Source organism: Weissella ceti (genome assembly GCF_018394055.1).
GTDB classification, from domain to species: domain Bacteria; phylum Bacillota; class Bacilli; order Lactobacillales; family Lactobacillaceae; genus Weissella; species Weissella ceti.
This window is the reverse complement of sequence record NZ_CP074441.1, coordinates 256,458-276,403: the sequence shown is the minus strand read 5'-3', so window position 1 is coordinate 276,403 and position 19,946 is coordinate 256,458. Positions and strand designations below refer to the sequence as shown.

General features: G+C 42.2%; 14 protein-coding genes and 1 rRNA gene. 2 read left to right on the top strand and 13 right to left on the bottom strand.

The window, feature by feature from the left end:
* Nucleotides 1-84: 84 nt before the first annotated feature.
* From KHQ31_RS01330 to KHQ31_RS01275, 12 genes are all read right to left on the bottom strand, one after another.
* Nucleotides 85-1,662 (bottom strand): 16S ribosomal RNA (locus KHQ31_RS01330).
* Between the two features lie 538 nt (nt 1,663-2,200).
* Nucleotides 2,201-3,685, bottom strand: a complete 1,485-nt coding sequence (lysS, locus tag KHQ31_RS01325) for a lysine--tRNA ligase (protein ID WP_213409223.1) — start codon at nt 3,683-3,685, stop codon at nt 2,201-2,203.
* A gap of 113 nt (nt 3,686-3,798) precedes the next feature.
* Nucleotides 3,799-4,686 (bottom strand): Hsp33 family molecular chaperone HslO, encoded by an 888-nt coding sequence (locus KHQ31_RS01320; RefSeq protein WP_213409222.1) that lies wholly within the window; start codon nt 4,684-4,686, stop codon nt 3,799-3,801.
* Between the two features lie 147 nt (nt 4,687-4,833).
* Nucleotides 4,834-6,945 (bottom strand): ATP-dependent zinc metalloprotease FtsH, encoded by a 2,112-nt coding sequence (gene ftsH / locus KHQ31_RS01315; RefSeq protein ID WP_213409221.1) that lies wholly within the window; start codon nt 6,943-6,945, stop codon nt 4,834-4,836.
* A 59-nt stretch (nt 6,946-7,004) separates the two neighbouring features.
* Nucleotides 7,005-7,601, bottom strand: a complete 597-nt coding sequence (gene hpt / locus KHQ31_RS01310; protein WP_009495377.1) for a hypoxanthine phosphoribosyltransferase — start codon at nt 7,599-7,601, stop codon at nt 7,005-7,007.
* Nucleotides 7,602-7,710: 109 nt separating this feature from the next.
* On the bottom strand, nt 7,711-8,685 hold the full coding sequence (tilS, locus tag KHQ31_RS01305; RefSeq protein ID WP_213409220.1) for a tRNA lysidine(34) synthetase TilS: 975 nt from the start codon (nt 8,683-8,685) through the stop codon (nt 7,711-7,713).
* Between the two features lie 55 nt (nt 8,686-8,740).
* On the bottom strand, nt 8,741-9,115 hold the full coding sequence (locus tag KHQ31_RS01300; protein WP_213409219.1) for an FtsB family cell division protein: 375 nt from the start codon (nt 9,113-9,115) through the stop codon (nt 8,741-8,743).
* A gap of 145 nt (nt 9,116-9,260) precedes the next feature.
* A complete protein-coding gene (locus KHQ31_RS01295) occupies nt 9,261-9,530 on the bottom strand; it encodes an RNA-binding S4 domain-containing protein (protein WP_213409218.1) in 270 nt (89 codons plus the stop codon).
* A gap of 39 nt (nt 9,531-9,569) precedes the next feature.
* Nucleotides 9,570-11,135, bottom strand: a complete 1,566-nt coding sequence (locus KHQ31_RS01290; RefSeq protein ID WP_213409217.1) for a putative polysaccharide biosynthesis protein — start codon at nt 11,133-11,135, stop codon at nt 9,570-9,572.
* A gap of 4 nt (nt 11,136-11,139) precedes the next feature.
* Nucleotides 11,140-14,649 carry a transcription-repair coupling factor gene (mfd, locus tag KHQ31_RS01285; protein ID WP_213409216.1) on the bottom strand — a complete coding sequence of 1,170 codons (3,510 nt, stop codon included), beginning with the start codon at nt 14,647-14,649 and terminating at the stop codon, nt 11,140-11,142.
* 28 nt (nt 14,650-14,677) lie between these two features.
* Nucleotides 14,678-15,244 carry an aminoacyl-tRNA hydrolase gene (pth, locus tag KHQ31_RS01280; RefSeq protein WP_213409215.1) on the bottom strand — a complete coding sequence of 189 codons (567 nt, stop codon included), beginning with the start codon at nt 15,242-15,244 and terminating at the stop codon, nt 14,678-14,680.
* A gap of 234 nt (nt 15,245-15,478) precedes the next feature.
* The gene (locus KHQ31_RS01275) at nt 15,479-17,062 is read right to left on the bottom strand and encodes a YfhO family protein (RefSeq protein WP_213409214.1); all 1,584 of its coding nucleotides are present in this window, start codon (nt 17,060-17,062) and stop codon (nt 15,479-15,481) included.
* 261 nt (nt 17,063-17,323) lie between these two features.
* Between KHQ31_RS01275 and cbpA the strand changes: the two genes are divergently transcribed.
* Nucleotides 17,324-17,950 carry a cyclic di-AMP binding protein CbpA gene (gene cbpA, locus KHQ31_RS01270; RefSeq protein ID WP_213409213.1) on the top strand — a complete coding sequence of 209 codons (627 nt, stop codon included), beginning with the start codon at nt 17,324-17,326 and terminating at the stop codon, nt 17,948-17,950.
* Nucleotides 17,951-18,017: 67 nt separating this feature from the next.
* Nucleotides 18,018-18,911: a YihY/virulence factor BrkB family protein gene (locus KHQ31_RS01265; RefSeq protein WP_213409212.1), complete on the top strand. Its 894-nt coding sequence runs from the start codon at nt 18,018-18,020 to the stop codon at nt 18,909-18,911.
* Nucleotides 18,912-19,013: 102 nt separating this feature from the next.
* Here KHQ31_RS01265 and KHQ31_RS01260 read toward each other — a convergent pair whose 3' ends face one another.
* A complete protein-coding gene (locus KHQ31_RS01260; protein WP_213409692.1) occupies nt 19,014-19,850 on the bottom strand; it encodes an undecaprenyl-diphosphate phosphatase in 837 nt (278 codons plus the stop codon).
* Nucleotides 19,851-19,946: the final 96 nt, after the last annotated feature.

Below are 19,946 nucleotides of genomic sequence, written 5' to 3'. Positions count from 1 at the left end.
TCTCTCGTGTATTACATTGAGTGTAAACCACTCAAAACTAAATATCGTTTCAATGCGAATGTGTAGGTTTCCGATTTTCCTTAGAAAGGAGGTGATCCAGCCGCAGGTTCTCCTACGGCTACCTTGTTACGACTTCACCCTAATCATCTATCCCACCTTAGACGGCTGGCTCCTAAAAGGTTACCTCACCGGCTTTGGGTGTTACAAACTCTCATGGTGTGACGGGCGGTGTGTACAAGACCCGGGAACGTATTCACCGCGGCGTGCTGATCCGCGATTACTAGCGATTCCGACTTCATGTAGGCGAGTTGCAGCCTACAATCCGAACTGAGACAAGCTTTAAGAGATTTGCGTACCCTCGCGGGTTAGCGACTCGTTGTACTTGCCATTGTAGCACGTGTGTAGCCCAGGTCATAAGGGGCATGATGATTTGACGTCATCCCCACCTTCCTCCGGTTTGTCACCGGCAGTCTCACTAGAGTGCCCAACTGAATGCTGGCAACTAGTAATAAGGGTTGCGCTCGTTGCGGGACTTAACCCAACATCTCACGACACGAGCTGACGACAACCATGCACCACCTGTCACTTTGTCCCCGAAGGGAAAGCGCCATTTCTGGCGTGGTCAAAGGATGTCAAGACCTGGTAAGGTTCTTCGCGTTGCTTCGAATTAAACCACATGCTCCACCGCTTGTGCGGGTCCCCGTCAATTCCTTTGAGTTTCAACCTTGCGGTCGTACTCCCCAGGCGGAGTGCTTAATGCGTTAGCTGCGACACTTAGGGGCGGAAACCCCCAAACATCTAGCACTCATCGTTTACGGTGTGGACTACCAGGGTATCTAATCCTGTTTGCTACCCACACTTTCGAGCCTCAACGTCAGTTACAGTCCAGAGAGCCGCCTTCGCCACTGGTGTTCCTCCATATATCTACGCATTTCACCGCTACACATGGAATTCCACTCTCCTCTACTGCACTCAAGTTATCCAGTTTCCAAAGCACTTCCACAGTTAAGCTGTGGGCTTTCACTTCGGACTTAAATAACCGTCTGCGCTCGCTTTACGCCCAATAAATCCGGATAACGCTTGGAACATACGTATTACCGCGGCTGCTGGCACGTATTTAGCCGTTCCTTTCTGGTAAGATACCGTCAGACACTGAGCAGTTACTCTCAATGCTATTCTTCTCTTACAACAGTGTTTTACGAGCCGAAACCCTTCATCACACACGCGGCGTTGCTCCATCAGACTTTCGTCCATTGTGGAAGATTCCCTACTGCTGCCTCCCGTAGGAGTATGGGCCGTGTCTCAGTCCCATTGTGGCCGATCAGTCTCTCAACTCGGCTACGCATCATCGTCTTGGTGAGCCATTACCTCACCAACTAACTAATGCGCCGCGGGACCATCTCTTAGTGATAGCAGAACCATCTTTCAAATAGCAACCATGCGGTTGCTAGTGTTATGCGGTATTAGCATCTGTTTCCAGATGTTATCCCCCGCTAAGAGGTAGGTTTCCCACGTGTTACTCACCCGTTCGCCACTCACTGCAATGTTCATCGTCATATCAGAGCAAGCTCTTCAAATCAGTTGAACCACAGTGCGTTCGACTTGCATGTATTAGGCACGCCGCCAGCGTTCATCCTGAGCCAGGATCAAACTCTCAATTTGAAGTTTGAGTATAACTCAATTTTTTTGTTGTTTAACAGATGTTAAACGAATTTACTAGCGAATTGACTTCGCAAATGTTTGGACCAACTAATAGTTGGTCGACCTACACATTTGTTACATCGAAACGATATTCAGTTTTCAATGATCTACTTCGTTGTTTCGTTTAGGTGATTTGCATCTCCCTGAGACAACTTAATTATCATACCGTGAACCGGCATGAATGTCAACGCTTTTTCAAAAGTTTTTTTAGAACTTTTTTCATAAGCGAATCGGCTAATGACTTGCACCCCTAGGGGTTAGCGAATCGTTTTGCCTTTGACAACTCGTATAATATTACAGACGAGCGAGCTAATTGTCAACACCTTTTTTGAAAAAGTTTTTTGAATCAATTAGCGTCGTTTCAGTCGCCGTAGCGCCCTTAACAACTTGATTAATATTATAGACTGAGACACCAAAAGTCAACGCTTTTTCGTATCTTTTTTACAAAAAAACCACGCAACGTTAAATTGCGTGGTTTTCTCTATATTATTGGTTATTATTAACGCATTGTTGGGAACAACAAAACGTCACGGATTGAATCTGCGTCAGTCAACAACATAACTAGACGGTCAATTCCGATTCCCAATCCACCAGTAGGTGCCAAACCGTATTCAAGCGCTTCGATAAAGTCATCGTCGACACCTTCGGCTTCGTCGTTACCAGCGGCACGTTCTGCAGCTTGCGCTTCGAAACGTTCACGTTGGTCAATTGGGTCATTCAATTCAGTAAAGGCGTTTGCGTATTCACCAGCCATAATGAACAATTCAAAACGATCAGTGAAACGACCGTCTTCAGGGTTCTTCTTAGCTAATGGTGACACTTCAACTGGATGTCCGTACACGAATGTAGGTTGAATCAATGTGTCTTCAACGAATTCTTCGAAGAATTCATTGATGATGTGTCCAATTCCCCAGTATTGTTCGTACTTAACTTCCTTTTCATCTGCCAATGCACGTGCTTCTTCAAGCGTCATTTCTTGCCAGAAGTCAATTCCAGTTGCTTCCTTAACCAAGTCAACCATGTGCTTACGAGCAAATGGCTTTCCTAGATCAATTTCAACATCGTTGTACACAACCTTAGCATCTTCTGAAACAACCTTTGAAGCTGCACGGAAAATTTCTTCAGTTTGTGTCATAACGTCGTCAAAGTCCCAGTATGCTGCATATGATTCCATAACAGTAAATTCTGGGTTGTGCTTAGGGTCCATACCTTCGTTACGGAATACACGTCCAATTTCGTAGACACGTTCCATCCCTCCAACAACCAAACGCTTCAAGTGTAGTTCCAAAGCGATACGTAGGTACATGTCGATGTCCAACGCGTTGTGGTGAGTTGTAAATGGACGAGCTGATGCTCCACCAGCTTCATTTTGCAACATTGGTGTTTCCACTTCAATGAAACCATCTTGGTTCATGTATGAACGGATGGCTGCGATGATTTGTGAACGCTTAATAAAGCGGTCGTATGATTCTTCGTTAGCAATCAAGTCCAAGTAACGTTGACGGTACTTTGTTTCAACGTCTGTCAAACCGTGGTACTTATCAGGCAATGGACGCAAAGCCTTTGACAAGTGTGTAATCACTTCAACGTTAATTGAAAGTTCTCCGGCACGAGTCTTCATAACTGTACCTTCGAATCCAATAATGTCTCCCAAGTCAGACTTCTTGAACCATTCGTAGGCTTCTTCACCAACAACTGGCTTTTGAACGAACACTTGGATACGACCTGAAAGGTCCTTAATGTCCGCGAAACTAATCTTTCCTGAACGACGCTTAGTCATCATACGTCCTGAAATCTTCACACGGTTTTGTGCTTCTTCCAAAACTTCTGCATCGACGTCATCGAATAGTTCGTGTAGTTCAGCTGCCGTGTGTGTGCGTTCGAAACGGTGTCCAAAGGGATCAATCCCTGCTTGGCGCATTTCTTCTGCTTTCTCACGACGAGCAATCATTTGATCGTTAAGTGACTCTGGTTGGTTTGCCATGTCATGCCCCTCTTGTCTTTTAATATCTAATGTTAATTAATCATCTCAATACCTATTTTGCCAATCATCTACGACTTTTACAAGTGTTAATTAGGCTGAGATTATCATCTTTTCTATTGTGCGTTCACTTGTTCAATGATTGCTGCCAATTCAGCTTCGCTAAATTGAATGCGACGGCCAGTAAAACGGTCAACTACTTCTAGCCCATGATCGTTTTCTAGCATTTCTGTTAATTGCGAAACTGGCAATGTTGCCAACATCTTTGTGTAGTCCATCTTAGTTGTTTCTGGGTATGGCACAACCGGCATTGTGTCCAACAACTTCACTGCGTCATCACCAAACAATCCCTTAAGTGCATCCATTGGTTCGTGATTTGCACCCAAGATGTCGCTCATTGATGGTAGGTTTTGCAACTCACCTTCCAAGCCCATGATGTCGTCTTCTGTTGCATCAGGTAATGCTGAAACCATAAATCCACCGGCAACAGATACACCCGCTTCAGTAACATCAACTGTCAATGCAACTGCTGAAGGGATTTGTTCTGACTTAGCTAAGTAGTAGGCAATGTCATCACCAATTTCACCAGTCGCCAATTGCACTTGTCCACTGAATGGTGCCATATCTTCGCCCATGTCTTTAGTAATTGTCAAAAATCCGTTTGTTCCAACGGCACCAGCGACGTCGACTTGACCATCAGCCTTAAGCGGCAATTCAACCGTTGGGTTTTCGACATAACCACGGACATGTCCTTCGGCAGACGTTTCAACAACAACCTTACCAACTGGACCACCACCGTTAATAGTCATTACCAAGCGTTCCTTGTCCTTCAACAAAGCATTGGCTAGCAATAGCCCACCAATCAAAGCACGCCCCAAAACAACCAAGCCAAGGGTTGATGCTGAGTGATACTTACTTGTTACTTGCACCATTTCTGTTGCATCAATTGCAATGGCACGGAAGGCTCCATCATTTGTCACGGCACGAATCAACTTATCTGTCATCTCGTTTACTCTTTTCTATCTTCTTTATATAAGAATTTCTATTTCAATGTACTCATATGATGAGACATACATTCGTTAGTCCATTATACGCACGATTACTCAGACAAGCAAAAAAGCTAGCCAAGATTGGCTAGCTTTTACGCTTGATTAGATATCATCGCGGTTCTTGTCCGCATCTGGCATCACATCAGTATTTTCTGGTTCAATTGCTTCACCAGATTCATTTTCATGTGCTTTCTTTGATTCTTCTTCAGCTTCAACCAACTTTTCGTTTGCTGCAGCTTTAGCTTCATCATAGCTCATTGGTACAACTTCATCGTCAGACTTCACTTCTTTTGATTCGGGCATCTTACCTGTTTCAAACAAGCTCAAGATTTCCTTTTCATCCAAAGTTTCGTGTTCAAGCAATGCTTGCGCAATTGCATCAAACTTATCTTCGTATTGCGCCACAATTGAGATGGCGTTGTTGTATCCCTTGGCAGTCAAGTCACGCACTTCTGAATCAATCATTGATGCAGTGTCTTGTGAGTAGTTTACACCCATCATAGGCGTGTTAGGCCCTTCAAGTTGAACCATTCCCAACTTTTCAGACATTCCGTACTCAGTAACCATGGCACGAGCCAATTGTGTTGCTTGTTCAAAGTCATTAGAAGCCCCTGATGATTGTTGCTTCCACTTGAACATTTCGGCAGCACGTCCACCCATCAAACCAGCGATTTGATCATTTGCATCTGAAGCAGATAGCAACATTTGATCTTCACGTGGCAACATGATTGCGTAACCACCAGCGCGTCCACGAGGGACAATTGTCACCTTGTGCACAACACGAGCATCGTTCAAGACCAAACCAACAATGGCGTGTCCAGCTTCGTGGTAAGCAACGACTTCACGTTCCTTAGCAGAAACAACACGATCCTTCTTGGCTGGACCAGCGATAACACGGTCTTCCGCTTCATCAACATCAGCTGCGTTGATTTCAGTGTGGTTTTGGCGAGCAGCCAAAAGCGCAGCTTCATTCAACAAGTTTTCCAAGTCAGCTCCGACGAAGCCAGGTGTTTGCTTGGCAATCATCTTCAAATCCACGTCGTTAGCCAATGGCTTGTTCTTAGCGTGCACCTTCAAGATTGCTTCACGACCCTTAACATCAGGACGACCAACCAAAATCTTACGATCGAAACGACCTGGACGTAGCAAAGCTGGGTCCAAAACATCCGCACGGTTAGTAGCAGCCATCACGATGACTCCTTCATTACCTGAGAATCCGTCCATTTCAACCAACATTTGGTTCAATGTTTGTTCACGTTCATCGTTTCCACCACCAGTACCGGCTCCACGCTTACGACCAACCGCATCGATTTCATCGATAAAGATAATCGCAGGGGCAACCTTCTTAGCATTTTCAAACAAGTCACGGACACGACTTGCTCCAACTCCGACGAACATTTCGACGAAGTCAGATCCTGAAATTGAGAAGAATGGTACTTGTGCTTCACCAGCAACAGCCTTCGCTAGCAAAGTCTTACCTGTTCCGGGAGGTCCCTCAAGCAAAACACCCGCTGGCACACGTGCACCAAGCTTTGTGTACTTCGTTGTATCACGTAGGAATTCAACGACTTCCACCAATTCTTGCTTTTCTTCTTCGGCTCCCGCAACGTCAGAGAAGCGCACTTTGTTGTCGGCTGGGTCTGCAGGCTTAGCCTTTGACTTACCAACACCCATGATGTTACCGCGGCCACCTTGACCACCACCACCTTGTGCCATTTGTCCAAACATCACGTAGAACAAACCAACAATAATCAAGATAGGCAACATTGACATCAATAGTGATCCAAGGAAGTTAGATGGTTCTGGCAAGGCTGTCACTTCAGTCTTCACCTTATCTGCTTCATTTTGGACGTTTGAAATCACTTGGTCGCTACCCACGATTTGTGTCGTGAACTTCTTAACCTTGCTGTTTTGCTTTTCGCCTAACAAGCTTCCCAAAGCATTGCTTTCGTTCTTCTTGTCTTTCTTTTCAGGTTCTTGCTCTTCATAGTATTCACCAGAAACTTCAAAAATCCCTGCTCCTGGTTGGACACTAATGCTCTTAACCTTCTTGTCTTGCAATTGCGTCATAAATGTTGACGTGTTAATCGTCTGTGTTTGTGTCGCTTGGTTTGGACCAGCAACCCAGTACACAAGTCCCAATAGGCCTAAGACAACTACCACATAAAACACACTATTACGCACAAAATTGCCACTACCTTGTGGATTCTTCATGCCTAGTCCCCCTCAACAAGAGCCCAATTACTCTTGTTCACTCTTTTATTTATTAATGCTTAGTGTTCAGATGTAATATCTGCTGTATCCACCAAATCAGCGTGCGCAGTATCGTATACTTCACGCTTCAAAATCCCAACGTATGGCAAGTTACGGTAAAGTTGCTTGTAATCAAGTCCGTAACCAACAACGAAAGCCTTTGGTACATCGAATCCAACGTAATCTACGTTCGCTTCAACAACACGACCTTCCTTCTTGTCCAACAAGCTGGCAACCTTAACTGATGCTGCACCACGAGATTCCAACAATTCAATCATGAACTTCAATGAACGTCCTGTATCGACGATGTCTTCCATGATGATAATGTCACGACCCTTAATGTCAGTTTGCAAGTCAATGTTTAGTTCTACTTCACCTGACGAAGCAATTCCACCGTGATAACTAGAAACGTCGATGAATTCGACATCTGAGTATTGCATGTGACGCATAACGTCAACTGTCCACAATACAGCCCCCTTCAATACTGAAAGGATCATTGGTGTTCGTCCTTCATAATCCGCAGCTAATTCTTCTCCGACACGCTTTGCAGCGGCCGCAATATCTGCCTCACTATAAAGTACACGTTCAATATCGTTATTCATGTCCCATTGCGTCATCTTGGTTTCTCCTCAAGTTCATCTTTTTAAATTGATACACAGTACTAAGATAACACGATTTAAGTCGATTGTTTAGTACTTGTCACGGAAAGTTTTAGTCCGCTTTCAGTCAATTCTCCGTAATTGTCAACAACGTTCCTCGACGGACGAATTTTCGGCCACCACTTAGCATGACAACCCCGTTGTTCGTACTCTGATTACGCATTAACGTGACCACCTGGCGGAGTTGACGATCACTAATATCAAACATCTCATTAGACGCTAGCCAATGTTGCAAAATCAAAATACAACTTTCAACTGGCAATTGCCAATCAAACTGTCCCTTTTGGATTTTTAGCACATAATCATCGAGCACCGGTACTAATAATGCTTGTTGGCCCGCTAATTGGTCACCCAACTCAATCAAATGTCGATTCACTTGTGTATTTACTTGCGCCATTTCTGGCAAAATGACATGTCGTAGTCGATTACGAGCAAAGCTCACATCCTCATTGGAAGAATCAGATACCCAATCAAGCACTTCATGGTTATTAAGTGTACGGATATTTTCTTTAGTTAGCCCTAAAAACGGACGTACTAACGTCAGATTTTCAGACAACGGCATCTTCTCTTGCATCCCCTGCAATTGAGATAAGCGACTGCCCCGAATCAACTTATATAAAATCGTTTCGGCTTGATCATCTTCGTGATGTGCTGTCACCAAAATATTCGCACCAATCTGATTAGCCATTTCAATCAATGCGTCATAGCGTCCTTTTCGTGCCAGTTCCTCTAATGCTGCAGTTGGTTGTTCGTCCCAACTCAAACGTTGCGTTAAGCACTGTTCTAAATTATGCGTATTCTCAAACACGCGCTGAACAAATGCTTCTTCATCTGCTGAATCCGCACGTAATTGATGATTAATATACGCCGCACTCACTGTGGGTTGTACATCCACAGGTAACTTGCCGCTTGTTAACCAATGGAGTAAGTTCAGTGAATCTTCGCCACCTGATACAGCGACTAAAACATGATCATCTTTATTAAATAACTGTTTTTGGCGTAACGACTGGATTAAATTAGCATTCAACACGCGTGTTTGCATAAATCTCTCCTTATAGAAAAATGGCCGAGAAATTCTCGACCATTTCATTCATCATTTAGTTAGTTGGTAAGTTAAATACCGTTTCGCCATCCTTAGTGTACAAATGACGTTCACGTACAACCTTTTGCAAATAGTCGTCCTTTTGCAAATCTTTAGCAGTCTGCACGTATTGCTTATTATCGGCTTCCGCCTTCTCTAAGTTTTTTTGCATTTGTGCGTTACTTTGAACGGCTGCTGTGTATTTCACATATTGGCCATGGTATTGAACCATAGAAACAATGGTGAACACCAACATTGTTAGTCCGCAGATGACGATACGACGACGATGAATTGCACGTTGGTACGCCAACTCTTGTTGACGAAATGCAATTTCATTACGTCCAGCATCATTTAAGGCTTGGATATTCGTTTGTCTGTTCATGTATGCCATCTGGATTCTCCCAAAATTAGTTTCACTCATGATTTTTCCCAATAATCTAGTGTAACTATACCTAAAACAGTGACTTCTCTAAAAGAGATTTATACATTACTTAATAAACTCTTAATATGCCTTACTTAACAAACCAACTGATTCCTTATTCTGCAGATTCTGTCGCGAATGTTTCACCTTGAATTGTGTACATACGTTCTGCTTCATCCTTCTTAGTGACATCCATAATACGGTCAATTTGAATTTCACTTGTCTTGTTTCCAAAACGGATTGTTAATGTATCTCCAACCTTAACATCGCTTGATGACTTGGCTACCTTACCATTGATATCAATACGACCTTGGTCTGAAATTTCCTTTGCCACTGTACGACGCTTAATCAAACGTGACACCTTCAAAAACTTATCTAAACGCATAATATTTTCTCTACTTTCTTTTCTGCACTGTTTTGTTATTTATTTTTGGAGCTTCTTTTGAATCTTCTCACCCTTAGGAATATGCTTCCAGTCCGTTGGTGCAAATACTGGCCAACGACGCATCCCGACGAATGCAGCAATCAATCCAACGGCAATACTAATCATGGTTACCATCACACTCATACTTCGTGATCCGAATCCCATAGCGTGTAACAAGCTACGGGCTGCCATGGCACTGAAGCCAACAACCATAACTAATGATAACAGATGACGCGTCCAACGGGACCAATCCATCCCCTGCCACCATATTTTTGGAATACGCCGTAACACGATGATCGCCATCGGCACCAGACTAAAGGCTGTACTAATCGCCGCACCGGTCGTACCCGAAGTTGGGATAAACAATTCATTCCCAACATACTTAAACAAGAGCGTTAGAACTAACCACTTCGCAATGCCATGACTTTGATCGATACTTTGCAGAATACTAATCATCACCACAATCAGTGTTGCAGGTACAATCGTCAAAATGTACCACTGCAGCGTATTGCTACCTGCAGGTGTTGCAAATAACATTTGGTTCAAACTTGGCATAATTGCAATCAATCCAGCAGTAACTAAAGCACTACTTACTAAGGCTAGTCGCATCGTTAATTGGAAATCATAACGGAGTCCATCATGATTTTGCGCTAACCATTTTTCACGCATCACCGGAATCAACGTTGTTCCTAATCCTGTCGCAATTACCATACCTAATTGTAGTAATGGTTGTCCACGATCATAAATTCCTTTTTCAATTGCAGCTTGGTCAATTGTTTGACCAAAATCTTGTAAGAGCGTTGTTACGGTGAATGAATCAATCAATTGCATCAGCACTAATAATGCCGCCACGATCGCTAAAATGCCACCTTCACGCCAAAGGCGACCACCTAATTGACGCCAACCTAACTTGCTTGTTTCTTCAACCACCGTTTGTTTCGGTAGACGACGAATGTACCAAGCTAGATATAGTGCAGCGACTAATCCTGCCGCAGTAGCGGCGAACATTGCCCAAGTACCAATTTTATAAACGGACCAACCTTGCATGACACCATACCAGGCAATTCCAATGATTAAGCCAACCCGAACTAATTGCTCTAAGACTTGCGAAATCGCAGTTGGTGCCATATCCATCATACCTTGGGTATAACCACGGCCCACCGCCAAGAATGGCATGACCAAAAACAACCACGATACGGCTTGAATTTCTGGTATTAGACGTAAGTCATTCCCCATCGATTGGGCAATCATCGGTGCTCCGAAAAATAACACGCCAAACACAATAACACTTAAGATAGTCAACAACCAAAACAAGCGCCAGGCAACATGTTTTCGTGCTACTGCACTAGGTTGTTCTGCAATTACCTTTGATATAAACAATGGCCACCCGCTTAGGGCCATGACCATTCCAATACCATAAATTGGATAGACTTGTTGGTAGACGTAAAACCCAGTATTACCAACTAAATTTTGAAAAGGAACCCGGTATAGGGCACTTAAAATTTTGGCTAAGATTCCAGCTGCCGCTAAGACACCTGCCCCAGCCAACATTTTTTGTTTTCCCATAAGCTTACTTTTCCTTTGTTCGAATTGTACGTAATTCTGCTGCAAAGCTATTCAACATCTTCAACCATTCAAGTTCACTTTGTGCCGCTTGGATTGGCACGACTAATTCTAATTGGTTAATTTGCTTTACTTGGCCTGGCATATGCGCTTTCTTAAGTGCGTTTTGGACCATTGCCATATCAACAAACTTTTCGTCAAAGCTCATCACCACTTGATTCAAGTTTTGACGAGGTCGCTTCATTTGCGTAATCATCGCATAGTCTGCATTTGCCTTTAATTGACCAACTTCAATCAATGCTTCCACTGTTTCTGGCAATTCACCAAAGCGATCAAACAAATCATCCACAATTTCAGCAAATTCTTCTGGCTTGTTAGACTTACGAATGCGTTGATAGATTTCAATCTTTTGTGGTCCATCGCTGATGTAGTCTTGTGGCAAGTATGCTTGCACTTGTAGATCCAATTCTGCATCAGTCTTTTCAACTTGTTTCTTACCACGTTTGGCTTCAACTGCCTCATTCAACATCTGCATGTATAGGTCGTAACCAACCGTGTTAATGAATCCATGCTGGCTTTGCCCTAGCAAATCACCTGCCCCACGAATAGACAAATCACGCATCGCAATCTTGAATCCAGACCCAAGTTCTGTGAAGTCACGAATCGCTTCTAAACGCTTTTCACTTTCTTCACTCAACGAACGTGTTCCTGGATACATAAAGTACGCATAGGCCAAGTTATTTGAACGACCAACACGACCACGTAGTTGATAAAGTTGTGACAAGCCCATGTGATCTGCATTTTCAACAAACAATGTATTCGCATTAGGGATATCTACCCCAGTTTCAATAATCGTTGTTGTGACCAAGACATCGTATTCACCATTAATAAAGTCGACCAACACACCTTCTAGTTGTGTTTCAGTCATTTGACCATGAACATACGTCACACGCGCTTCAGGCGCGAGCGTTTGAATGTAATCCACCGTCTTTTCAATGTCATCCACACGGTTGTGTAGGTAAAAAACTTGCCCACCACGTGACAACTCACGCTCAATTCCACTCGCAATCGTTTGACCGTTTTGTTCAATCACATAAGTTTGAATTGGGTAACGATTAGCCGGCGGTGTTTCAATAACAGACAAGTCACGTACCCCAACCATCGACATATTTAATGTACGCGGAATTGGTGTCGCCGTTAATGTTAAAACATCGACGTTCGCTTGTAATTCCTTCAAACGTTCTTTGTGTTTCACACCAAAACGTTGTTCTTCATCGACAATCAATAGTCCTAGGTCTGAGAACTGAACATCCTTAGACAATAGGCGATGTGTGCCAATGACGACATCAATTTCACCGAGCGCCAACGCTTCTAGCGTTTCACGACGGTGCTTTGTGCTTTGGAATCGTGACAAAACACCAATCTTTGCATCTGTTCCCGCGAAGCGGCTGACAAATGATTCATAGTGTTGTTGCGCAAGGATGGTCGTTGGGCCCAACACAGCAACTTGCTTATGATCATTGACCGCCTTGAAACTTGCACGCATTGCCACTTCTGTCTTTCCAAACCCAACGTCACCTATCAACAAACGATCCATGGGACGTTTCTTCTCCATATCACGCTTAATTTCTTCTGTTGAGCGGCTTTGGTCTGGTGTTTCAGCATATGGAAAGGCTGCTTCGAAACGTTGTTGTGCATCACCATCAGGACTAAAAGCAAATCCTTTACGTAATTCACGTTCAGCATAAAGTGCTAATAGGTCATCCGCAATATCTTCAACCTTCTTGGCAACCTTAGCCTTTGTCTTCTGCCATTCAGTTCCACCTAATTTATTAATCTTAGGCGCTTTTTCTGCTGCACCAACGTACTTTTGGACAAGATCTAGTTGTGTCACCGGAATAAAGATTTTTGCATCTTTTTGGAAACCAATCGTAATGTAGTCTTGTTTAACCCCATTACGTTCAATGGTTTCCATCCCCTCATAGATACCAATACCGTGGTTTGTGTGTACAACATAGTCACCGACGTTTAATTCGTTGTAACTCTTAATACGCTCAGCGTTAGATAAAGTTTGTCGACGTGGCGCTTTCTTCTTCACTTGTTGGAAGAGTTCACGTTCTGTGACCACCATCATTTTTTGGGCTGGCCATTCAAATCCAGCACTCAATGCTAATTCGGTCACTTGCGTACGCTCAGTCACTAAAGCATCAGCTGCCACAGCATTGGTTGCAACACCAAAATCATTTAATGTGCCTTCTGTTTTCTCAACACGTTCAGGTGTGTTAGCCAAAAACAAGATTGTATATCCTTGTTTCTGCCAACGACTCACATCGTTCTTCAACAATGGCATTTGCCCAAAGAATTGTTGGGCTGGTCGCACAGTGACGTTTGTCAAACTTGTTTGACGTAAATTACCAATTCCACGTTGCAGCGTCGTCGTAATCACGCTGGCTTGTTTCACATCACGGGCTAACTCTGCCAACTTTAGTCCGAATGACTTAGGTTGCAAAACAAGGCCAGATTCCGCTTGTTCTGATAACCATTCTTTATTTTCGACTTCAAATTGTGCAGCATTCTCTAATGCACGTGGATAATCATCGAAAATTGCCACTCCATCAGTCGGTAGATAATCCAAAATACTGATTTGCTCTGGATATAGGACATCCAAATATGCGCGTACAGCCCCTGGCATCTGGTTGTCTGCCAACATATCTAACAAAGGTTGTACACCTTCGGTTAGATGGCGCTTCGCTGCTCCTTCTAATGCATCACGTTGCTCAGTTAGCATCAATTCCAAATCAGTTGTAAACGCTTGGCGGCGTCCTGCGTCCGCAATTAAATCCGTTGCCGGTAAAATCGTCACGTTTTCCAAGTTATCCTGGCTTCGTTGGGTCGCAATATCAAACGAACGTAATGAATCTAGTTCAGTATCAAAGAAGTCCATTCGGACTGGATATGCAGCATCCATTGGAAAGACGTCGACGATTGATCCACGAACCGCAAATTCACCCGCTTGTTCAACAGCCGCCGTCTTTTGATAGCCCATCTCCATGAATTGACTCTGTAATTCTGAGAGTTCAAATTCATGGTCGAAGTCAATCGTCAATGCAGCAGCATCAAACATGTCAACTGGTGGCAAATAACGTTGCACACCACTCGTAGACGTCACAATGATTGCATCTGCTTGGTGACGTAACGCGTGTAATGCGCCAACACGCGCAATCAATACATCTGGTGATGTTAAAGCTGTTTCTGTCGCAAGTGTATCTTCAGTTGGGAAGATATAAACTGATGACTCTCCTAATAAACCGACCAAATCTTCAAAAATTTGATCTGCATGATACGCATTATCCGCAATTAATAGTGTTGGTCCTGCGACCTGTTTATGCAAAGCCCCTAGATAGGTTGTACGTGCTGTTCCAGTCAGTCCAGAAATAACATGTCGCCCACCTTCAGGCAATGCTTGCGCTAATGTTTGTAAGTCTTCATTTTGCGCAATTAAGTCAATCAGTTGCATAATTCCCTCCCAATAGTAACCCCCGTTACTAGTTAAAACGATTCATTAGCTTTTGTGCTTCTTCACCGGCTCCGAATCCTTCAATAATTTCAATTGTACGATCAATTCCTGTCATCACTTCTGGCATTTCATCCTTTGTAAACTTCCCTAGTACAAAGTCGATAACAGCTTGGCTTTCATGCTTAGGATGTGAGATACCAAACTTTAGACGTGTAAATTCCTTCGTTCCTAGCGCTTGAATCAAACTCTTAATACCATTGTGTCCGCCAGCTGAACCAGTTGCGCGAATACGTAGACGACCTAGATCCATATCCATGTCATCATGAATGACCAAGACATCTTCATTTTCCAAATCGTAATACTTCATCAACGGTCCAACTGCACGTCCAGACTCATTCATGTATGTTGTTGGCTTAACCAACAACATCTTTTCACCCTTGTAACGCCAGTCTGCAACCATTGCATGGTGCGCACTGTCCATCTTAAAAGTTAAACTTTCGCGTTCTGCTAAAGCATCTAATGCCATAAATCCAATGTTGTGGCGTGTGTTTTCGTATTCACGACCGATGTTACCCAAACCGACAATTAATTTCATGTTTATTCCTCTTCAAATTGTTTATATCTACACGAAAGGGGGAGAATCAAGTGACTCTCCCCGTTTCATTTCATGTGAACTTTATCTATGCATATTATACCGCTAACTTTAAAAAAGTGCCATCTAGCAGGCATTAATAGCTATTGAACAGATGGCGGTCTTTAAACTAAGACAAAAGAAATAGCGAGCTCCCTAAGGAGCTCGCTTTTATTAATTATTTTTTACACAATAGCTCTAACGAGCTGAGACAGCAATATCGTTATGTCCCTTTGTTAGCGGTACAAACAAGTGACCTTCTTTACATTCAAACTTAACTTCTTTGCCATTCACTAGAACCTTGTACTTTACACCCTTGTACCCAACAACAGGTAATTTAGTCATCCCCGTCATCTTTGTTTCTTGTGCCCAAGCCACGGAATCGAACGTGCTTCCCTTGTAGGTAAATTTTTGACGAATTTTAGGATCATACATTGTCGCAGAATTAAGTGCCTTACGCCCTTGTTCTGTCGAAATATCATGGTCACGTCGCTTAAACTTATCGTCTAGCACAACATAGTCGCGACTATGATTACAACTAATCCAGTTAGCATACGTACTTGGCGTAACACGTTTCAAGTAATCATAATTTTTACGATCATGTCGAATCATTCCGATTAAACTTCCTAATGTCACGGCAACCATTGTGATAATTACCCAATGACGACGTTTGTTCGTTAATGCATGTTCCTGATAATACATCACAATTCCAACAGCTAAGAATAAGCCTGAGAACATCAAGAAGCGCATACTAAATTGGATTGTTCCTAATGGTGTGTTAACCATCCCCGGCCAATAAATGAAATTAAAGCAGCCCATCAATACTACGTTAGCCGCAATGATCCAACGACGCCAGCGACCTTCTTTTTGCTTCAAGGCTAGTACTAAAAACAAAATTAACAATACACCAATAACCAAGCCCATCGTTGTGTCACGATATTCCTTAAAATCATTGGTTGCGGTAACGATGATGTAGTTTAGGGGTGTCATCGTAGTCCAACGTACGGTGGGTGGCGTTAGTGTGTTTTGTGTCACAATTTGAAAGATAGTGAACAATGAATAGCCGGCTAATACAACGGCTAGCATGGCACCTTTTACCAATTGCCAAATTTCAGACCAAGACATTTTTTTCGTCATCAAACGATACAACTCAAACACAACAACCATCATTGTGCATAAAATCAATGACAATACATGACCATTCGCCACAATTGCCATAGCTATCCCTAACGTTACCCACCCCCACTTACGTTGGTGCCAGATATCAATCAATCCTAGTAATACCAGAGGTAATACCATATATCCAATTGCTTCACCAATCGCAACACGAGAATACATCACAATGAAGTGGTAGCCATTAAATTGATACAACAAAATCCCCAACCATTGTAGGAGACGTTGATTGGTTAATCGACGCATCAATAACCACGTAAATATCATCGTTAGAAGATTCATGATGAAGAAGCCAATTGCTAATGCCGTAAACGGCTCCGCAATAAATCGTGGCAAAATAAAAATTAGCGACGTAATCCACGGGTACATCCCTGAAATAACTGATCCTTGATTATCAAAACCGATAAAATTAAATCGACTCGGCCATTGTCCGGCTGCAAAACTTTGATAGACGGATTCAAAACGACTCATATGGAACAAACCATCTGCACTAGAATCAAAATATTGTCCAAAAAACACCACATACGTCGATAGAAATGCCAACATCATAATGACTAGCATGGACATAATGCTTTTATGTATAACTTCTTTATATTTCACATCAAACATACTGCACCCTCAATAACTTCTATGTAAAAACACCAAATTGCCTAAAAAGACACTCAAGTGTTAATAGTACCTAATTTTTAACCTGTATGCACGACTTTCCTACTCTCAGGCGTTTCCGGGTGAACACTTATAATTCTCATATTTCGTTCGATTTCTCTAATGTTTAAGAGAAAAATCTACTTAGATGCATGCAAACATGCCAAATAGTATAAGAACATGTTATGATAATTAGATTAGAAAACAAAAAGGAGATTTAATCAAATGCTTGAAACTTTAGTGAAGCCCCGTGCCGATATTATTACCATCACTAGTAATACGACTTTACAAGAAGCATTCGATATCTTAGAAGCTGAAAACCTACGTGCGTTACCTATTTTGGACGCTGATGGTCAAATGTTCCGTGGTGTCATTTACAAGCTGCACCTGTATAAGCATTTGTCAGAGCAAGCTGACATGAGCCAACCAGTAACAACTTTGATGCGTAACATGACAAAGTTTATTAACATTGACGCTTCATTCTTTGATTTGATTTTCGCACTTCGCGATTTACCATTTATTTCTGTTTTAGACGATCGTCATCATTTTATTGGGATTATTACTAACAATCGTTTAAATGAAGTATTTGAAAACTCATGGACACCTAGTTCTGGTCGTTATGTCATGACAATTTTGACTGATGGTGAACGTGGTAGTCTAGAAAAAATCTCAAAAATCATTGCCCGTTACACAGATATTCTATCTCTTGTAACATTTGATCCAGACGAAAACATCCGCACAACACGTGTTGTTGTAACGTTACCAATGGCAGTCGATGAAGCACGTTTATCAAAAATTATTCGCCAACTATCTCGTCGCGGATTCCATCTCGAATCTCTTGAAAATCTGTAGTCACTAACATCAATTTATATTGATGTTTTTTATATTCTAGCCAAAATCATAAGAAAGGAGATGACTCATGCACAAAGTTTGGAATAGTATTTGGCAAAATCAATACGTCAAAATTATCATTGATTATTTCTGTCGGATCGATTTTGGCTATGCTAGCGCCTCAATTGCTTATTTTTCTTTATTATCAATATTTCCAATGCTAATTGTGATTGGTAATCTTCTTTCTATTGTTGGTTTAGAGTTAGACACCGTTATCAATTTCCTAGCAACATTCTTACCAGAATCAATTTTACACATCCTACAGCCTATCGTTGAATCAATCTTGTTTCAAAATGGATTAGGTGTGTTGTCAATTTCGTTGTTAGTGACATTATGGTCCGTAACCCGTTTAATCGCCTCAATTAGAACTTCGCAAAACCAAATCTATGGCGTACCGGCAAAACATATCGCCATCATTGATCGTTTTGTATCTCTTTTCTGGTTAGTTTTAATTCTTGCAACTGCGGCTATTCTGTTATTGTTTGCAGCTATTGGATCAAATGTTTTGGATGTGCTGCCGATTAATGATGATACTGTCCGCCTATTGAAGTCTGCTAAACCATTAATCGTTTTCGTTGGATTGTTTATTACATTAACGCTCTTCAATTGGTTATTACCGACTAAAAAGCCTTGGTTACCGTGGGCAGTTGTTGGTACTACGTTTGAAGTATTGTGTATGATGGGATTGGCGCACTTGTTCAGTCTTTACGTGGGCTTTATTACCCAAGCATACTCATTCTATCAAGCAATTAACTCAGTGATCATTACCATGGTTTGGATGAATTTCTTAGCATTTGTAGGCCTACTTGGCACAACCATCATTGCGATTCTAAATCATATTTGGCCAGCTGTTGATAAAAATAGTCGTCAAAAGATTGTGCAAATCTCACAAAAAATGCATATTAAAAAGGAAAAAGCCTGACTTTTTATCGAATTAATTTACTGTTCATACGAAAAAGGACCGCCTCGTTAGAGGCGGTCCTTTTCATTTTATTATTGTTTTATCCTAATCGTTAATTGGCGATTAGTGTAGGATACCAATTGCACCTAACAAGATGACGAATAGTCCTAATGCAATACGGTAGTAACCAAAGACCTTAAAGTCATTGTTCTTGATGTAGTCCAACAAGAACTTGATTGCTACGTAAGCAATAATCCATGAAACGATGAATCCGACTGCTAATACCCAGGCTTGTGGTCCAGTAAATGATCCACCATCCTTGAAGTAGCTTCCCATCTTCAAAATTGTCACCCCAAACATAACTGGGATACTCATGAAGAATGAGAATTCTGCCGCAACCAAACGTGAGGCCCCTAGCAAAAGGGCTCCCAAGATTGTGGCTCCAGAACGTGATGTTCCAGGAATAATTGCCAACACTTGGAAGAATCCAATCCACAAAGCCAATTGATAAGTCAATTGGTTAATGTCTGTGACCAATGGGTTCTTGTTCTTCAAATAGTTTTCAATTACGATAAACAAGACACCATAAAGGATTAGCATTGTTGCAACAATCCAAATGTTGTCTTGCATGTAATCGTTAAACAAGAAACCAATTACAACGGCTGGCAACACACCTACCGCAACTTTGAACCATAGGCTCCAAGTTTGCTTACGTTCCAATGAAGACTTAGTTGGTGAGAATGGGTTCAACTTATGGAAGTATAACTGAATAACAGCCATAATTGCCCCAAGTTGGATAACATATTCGTACATGTGTGCGAAGGCTTCAGTCCACAAGTCTCCACCAGGAATGTTCAGAAAGGCTTGGGTAATGATAATGTGTCCCGTTGATGAGATTGGCAAGAATTCTGTAATTCCTTCAACGATACCAATAATCATTGATTTCAATAATTCGATAATCATAATTGATCTCCTCTTTTTATAACTTCCTCTACCTTATCAGAAATCAACATTTAACGCCCTAAAAAAACGCTGCCTTTAGTGCTTTTTAAAAAA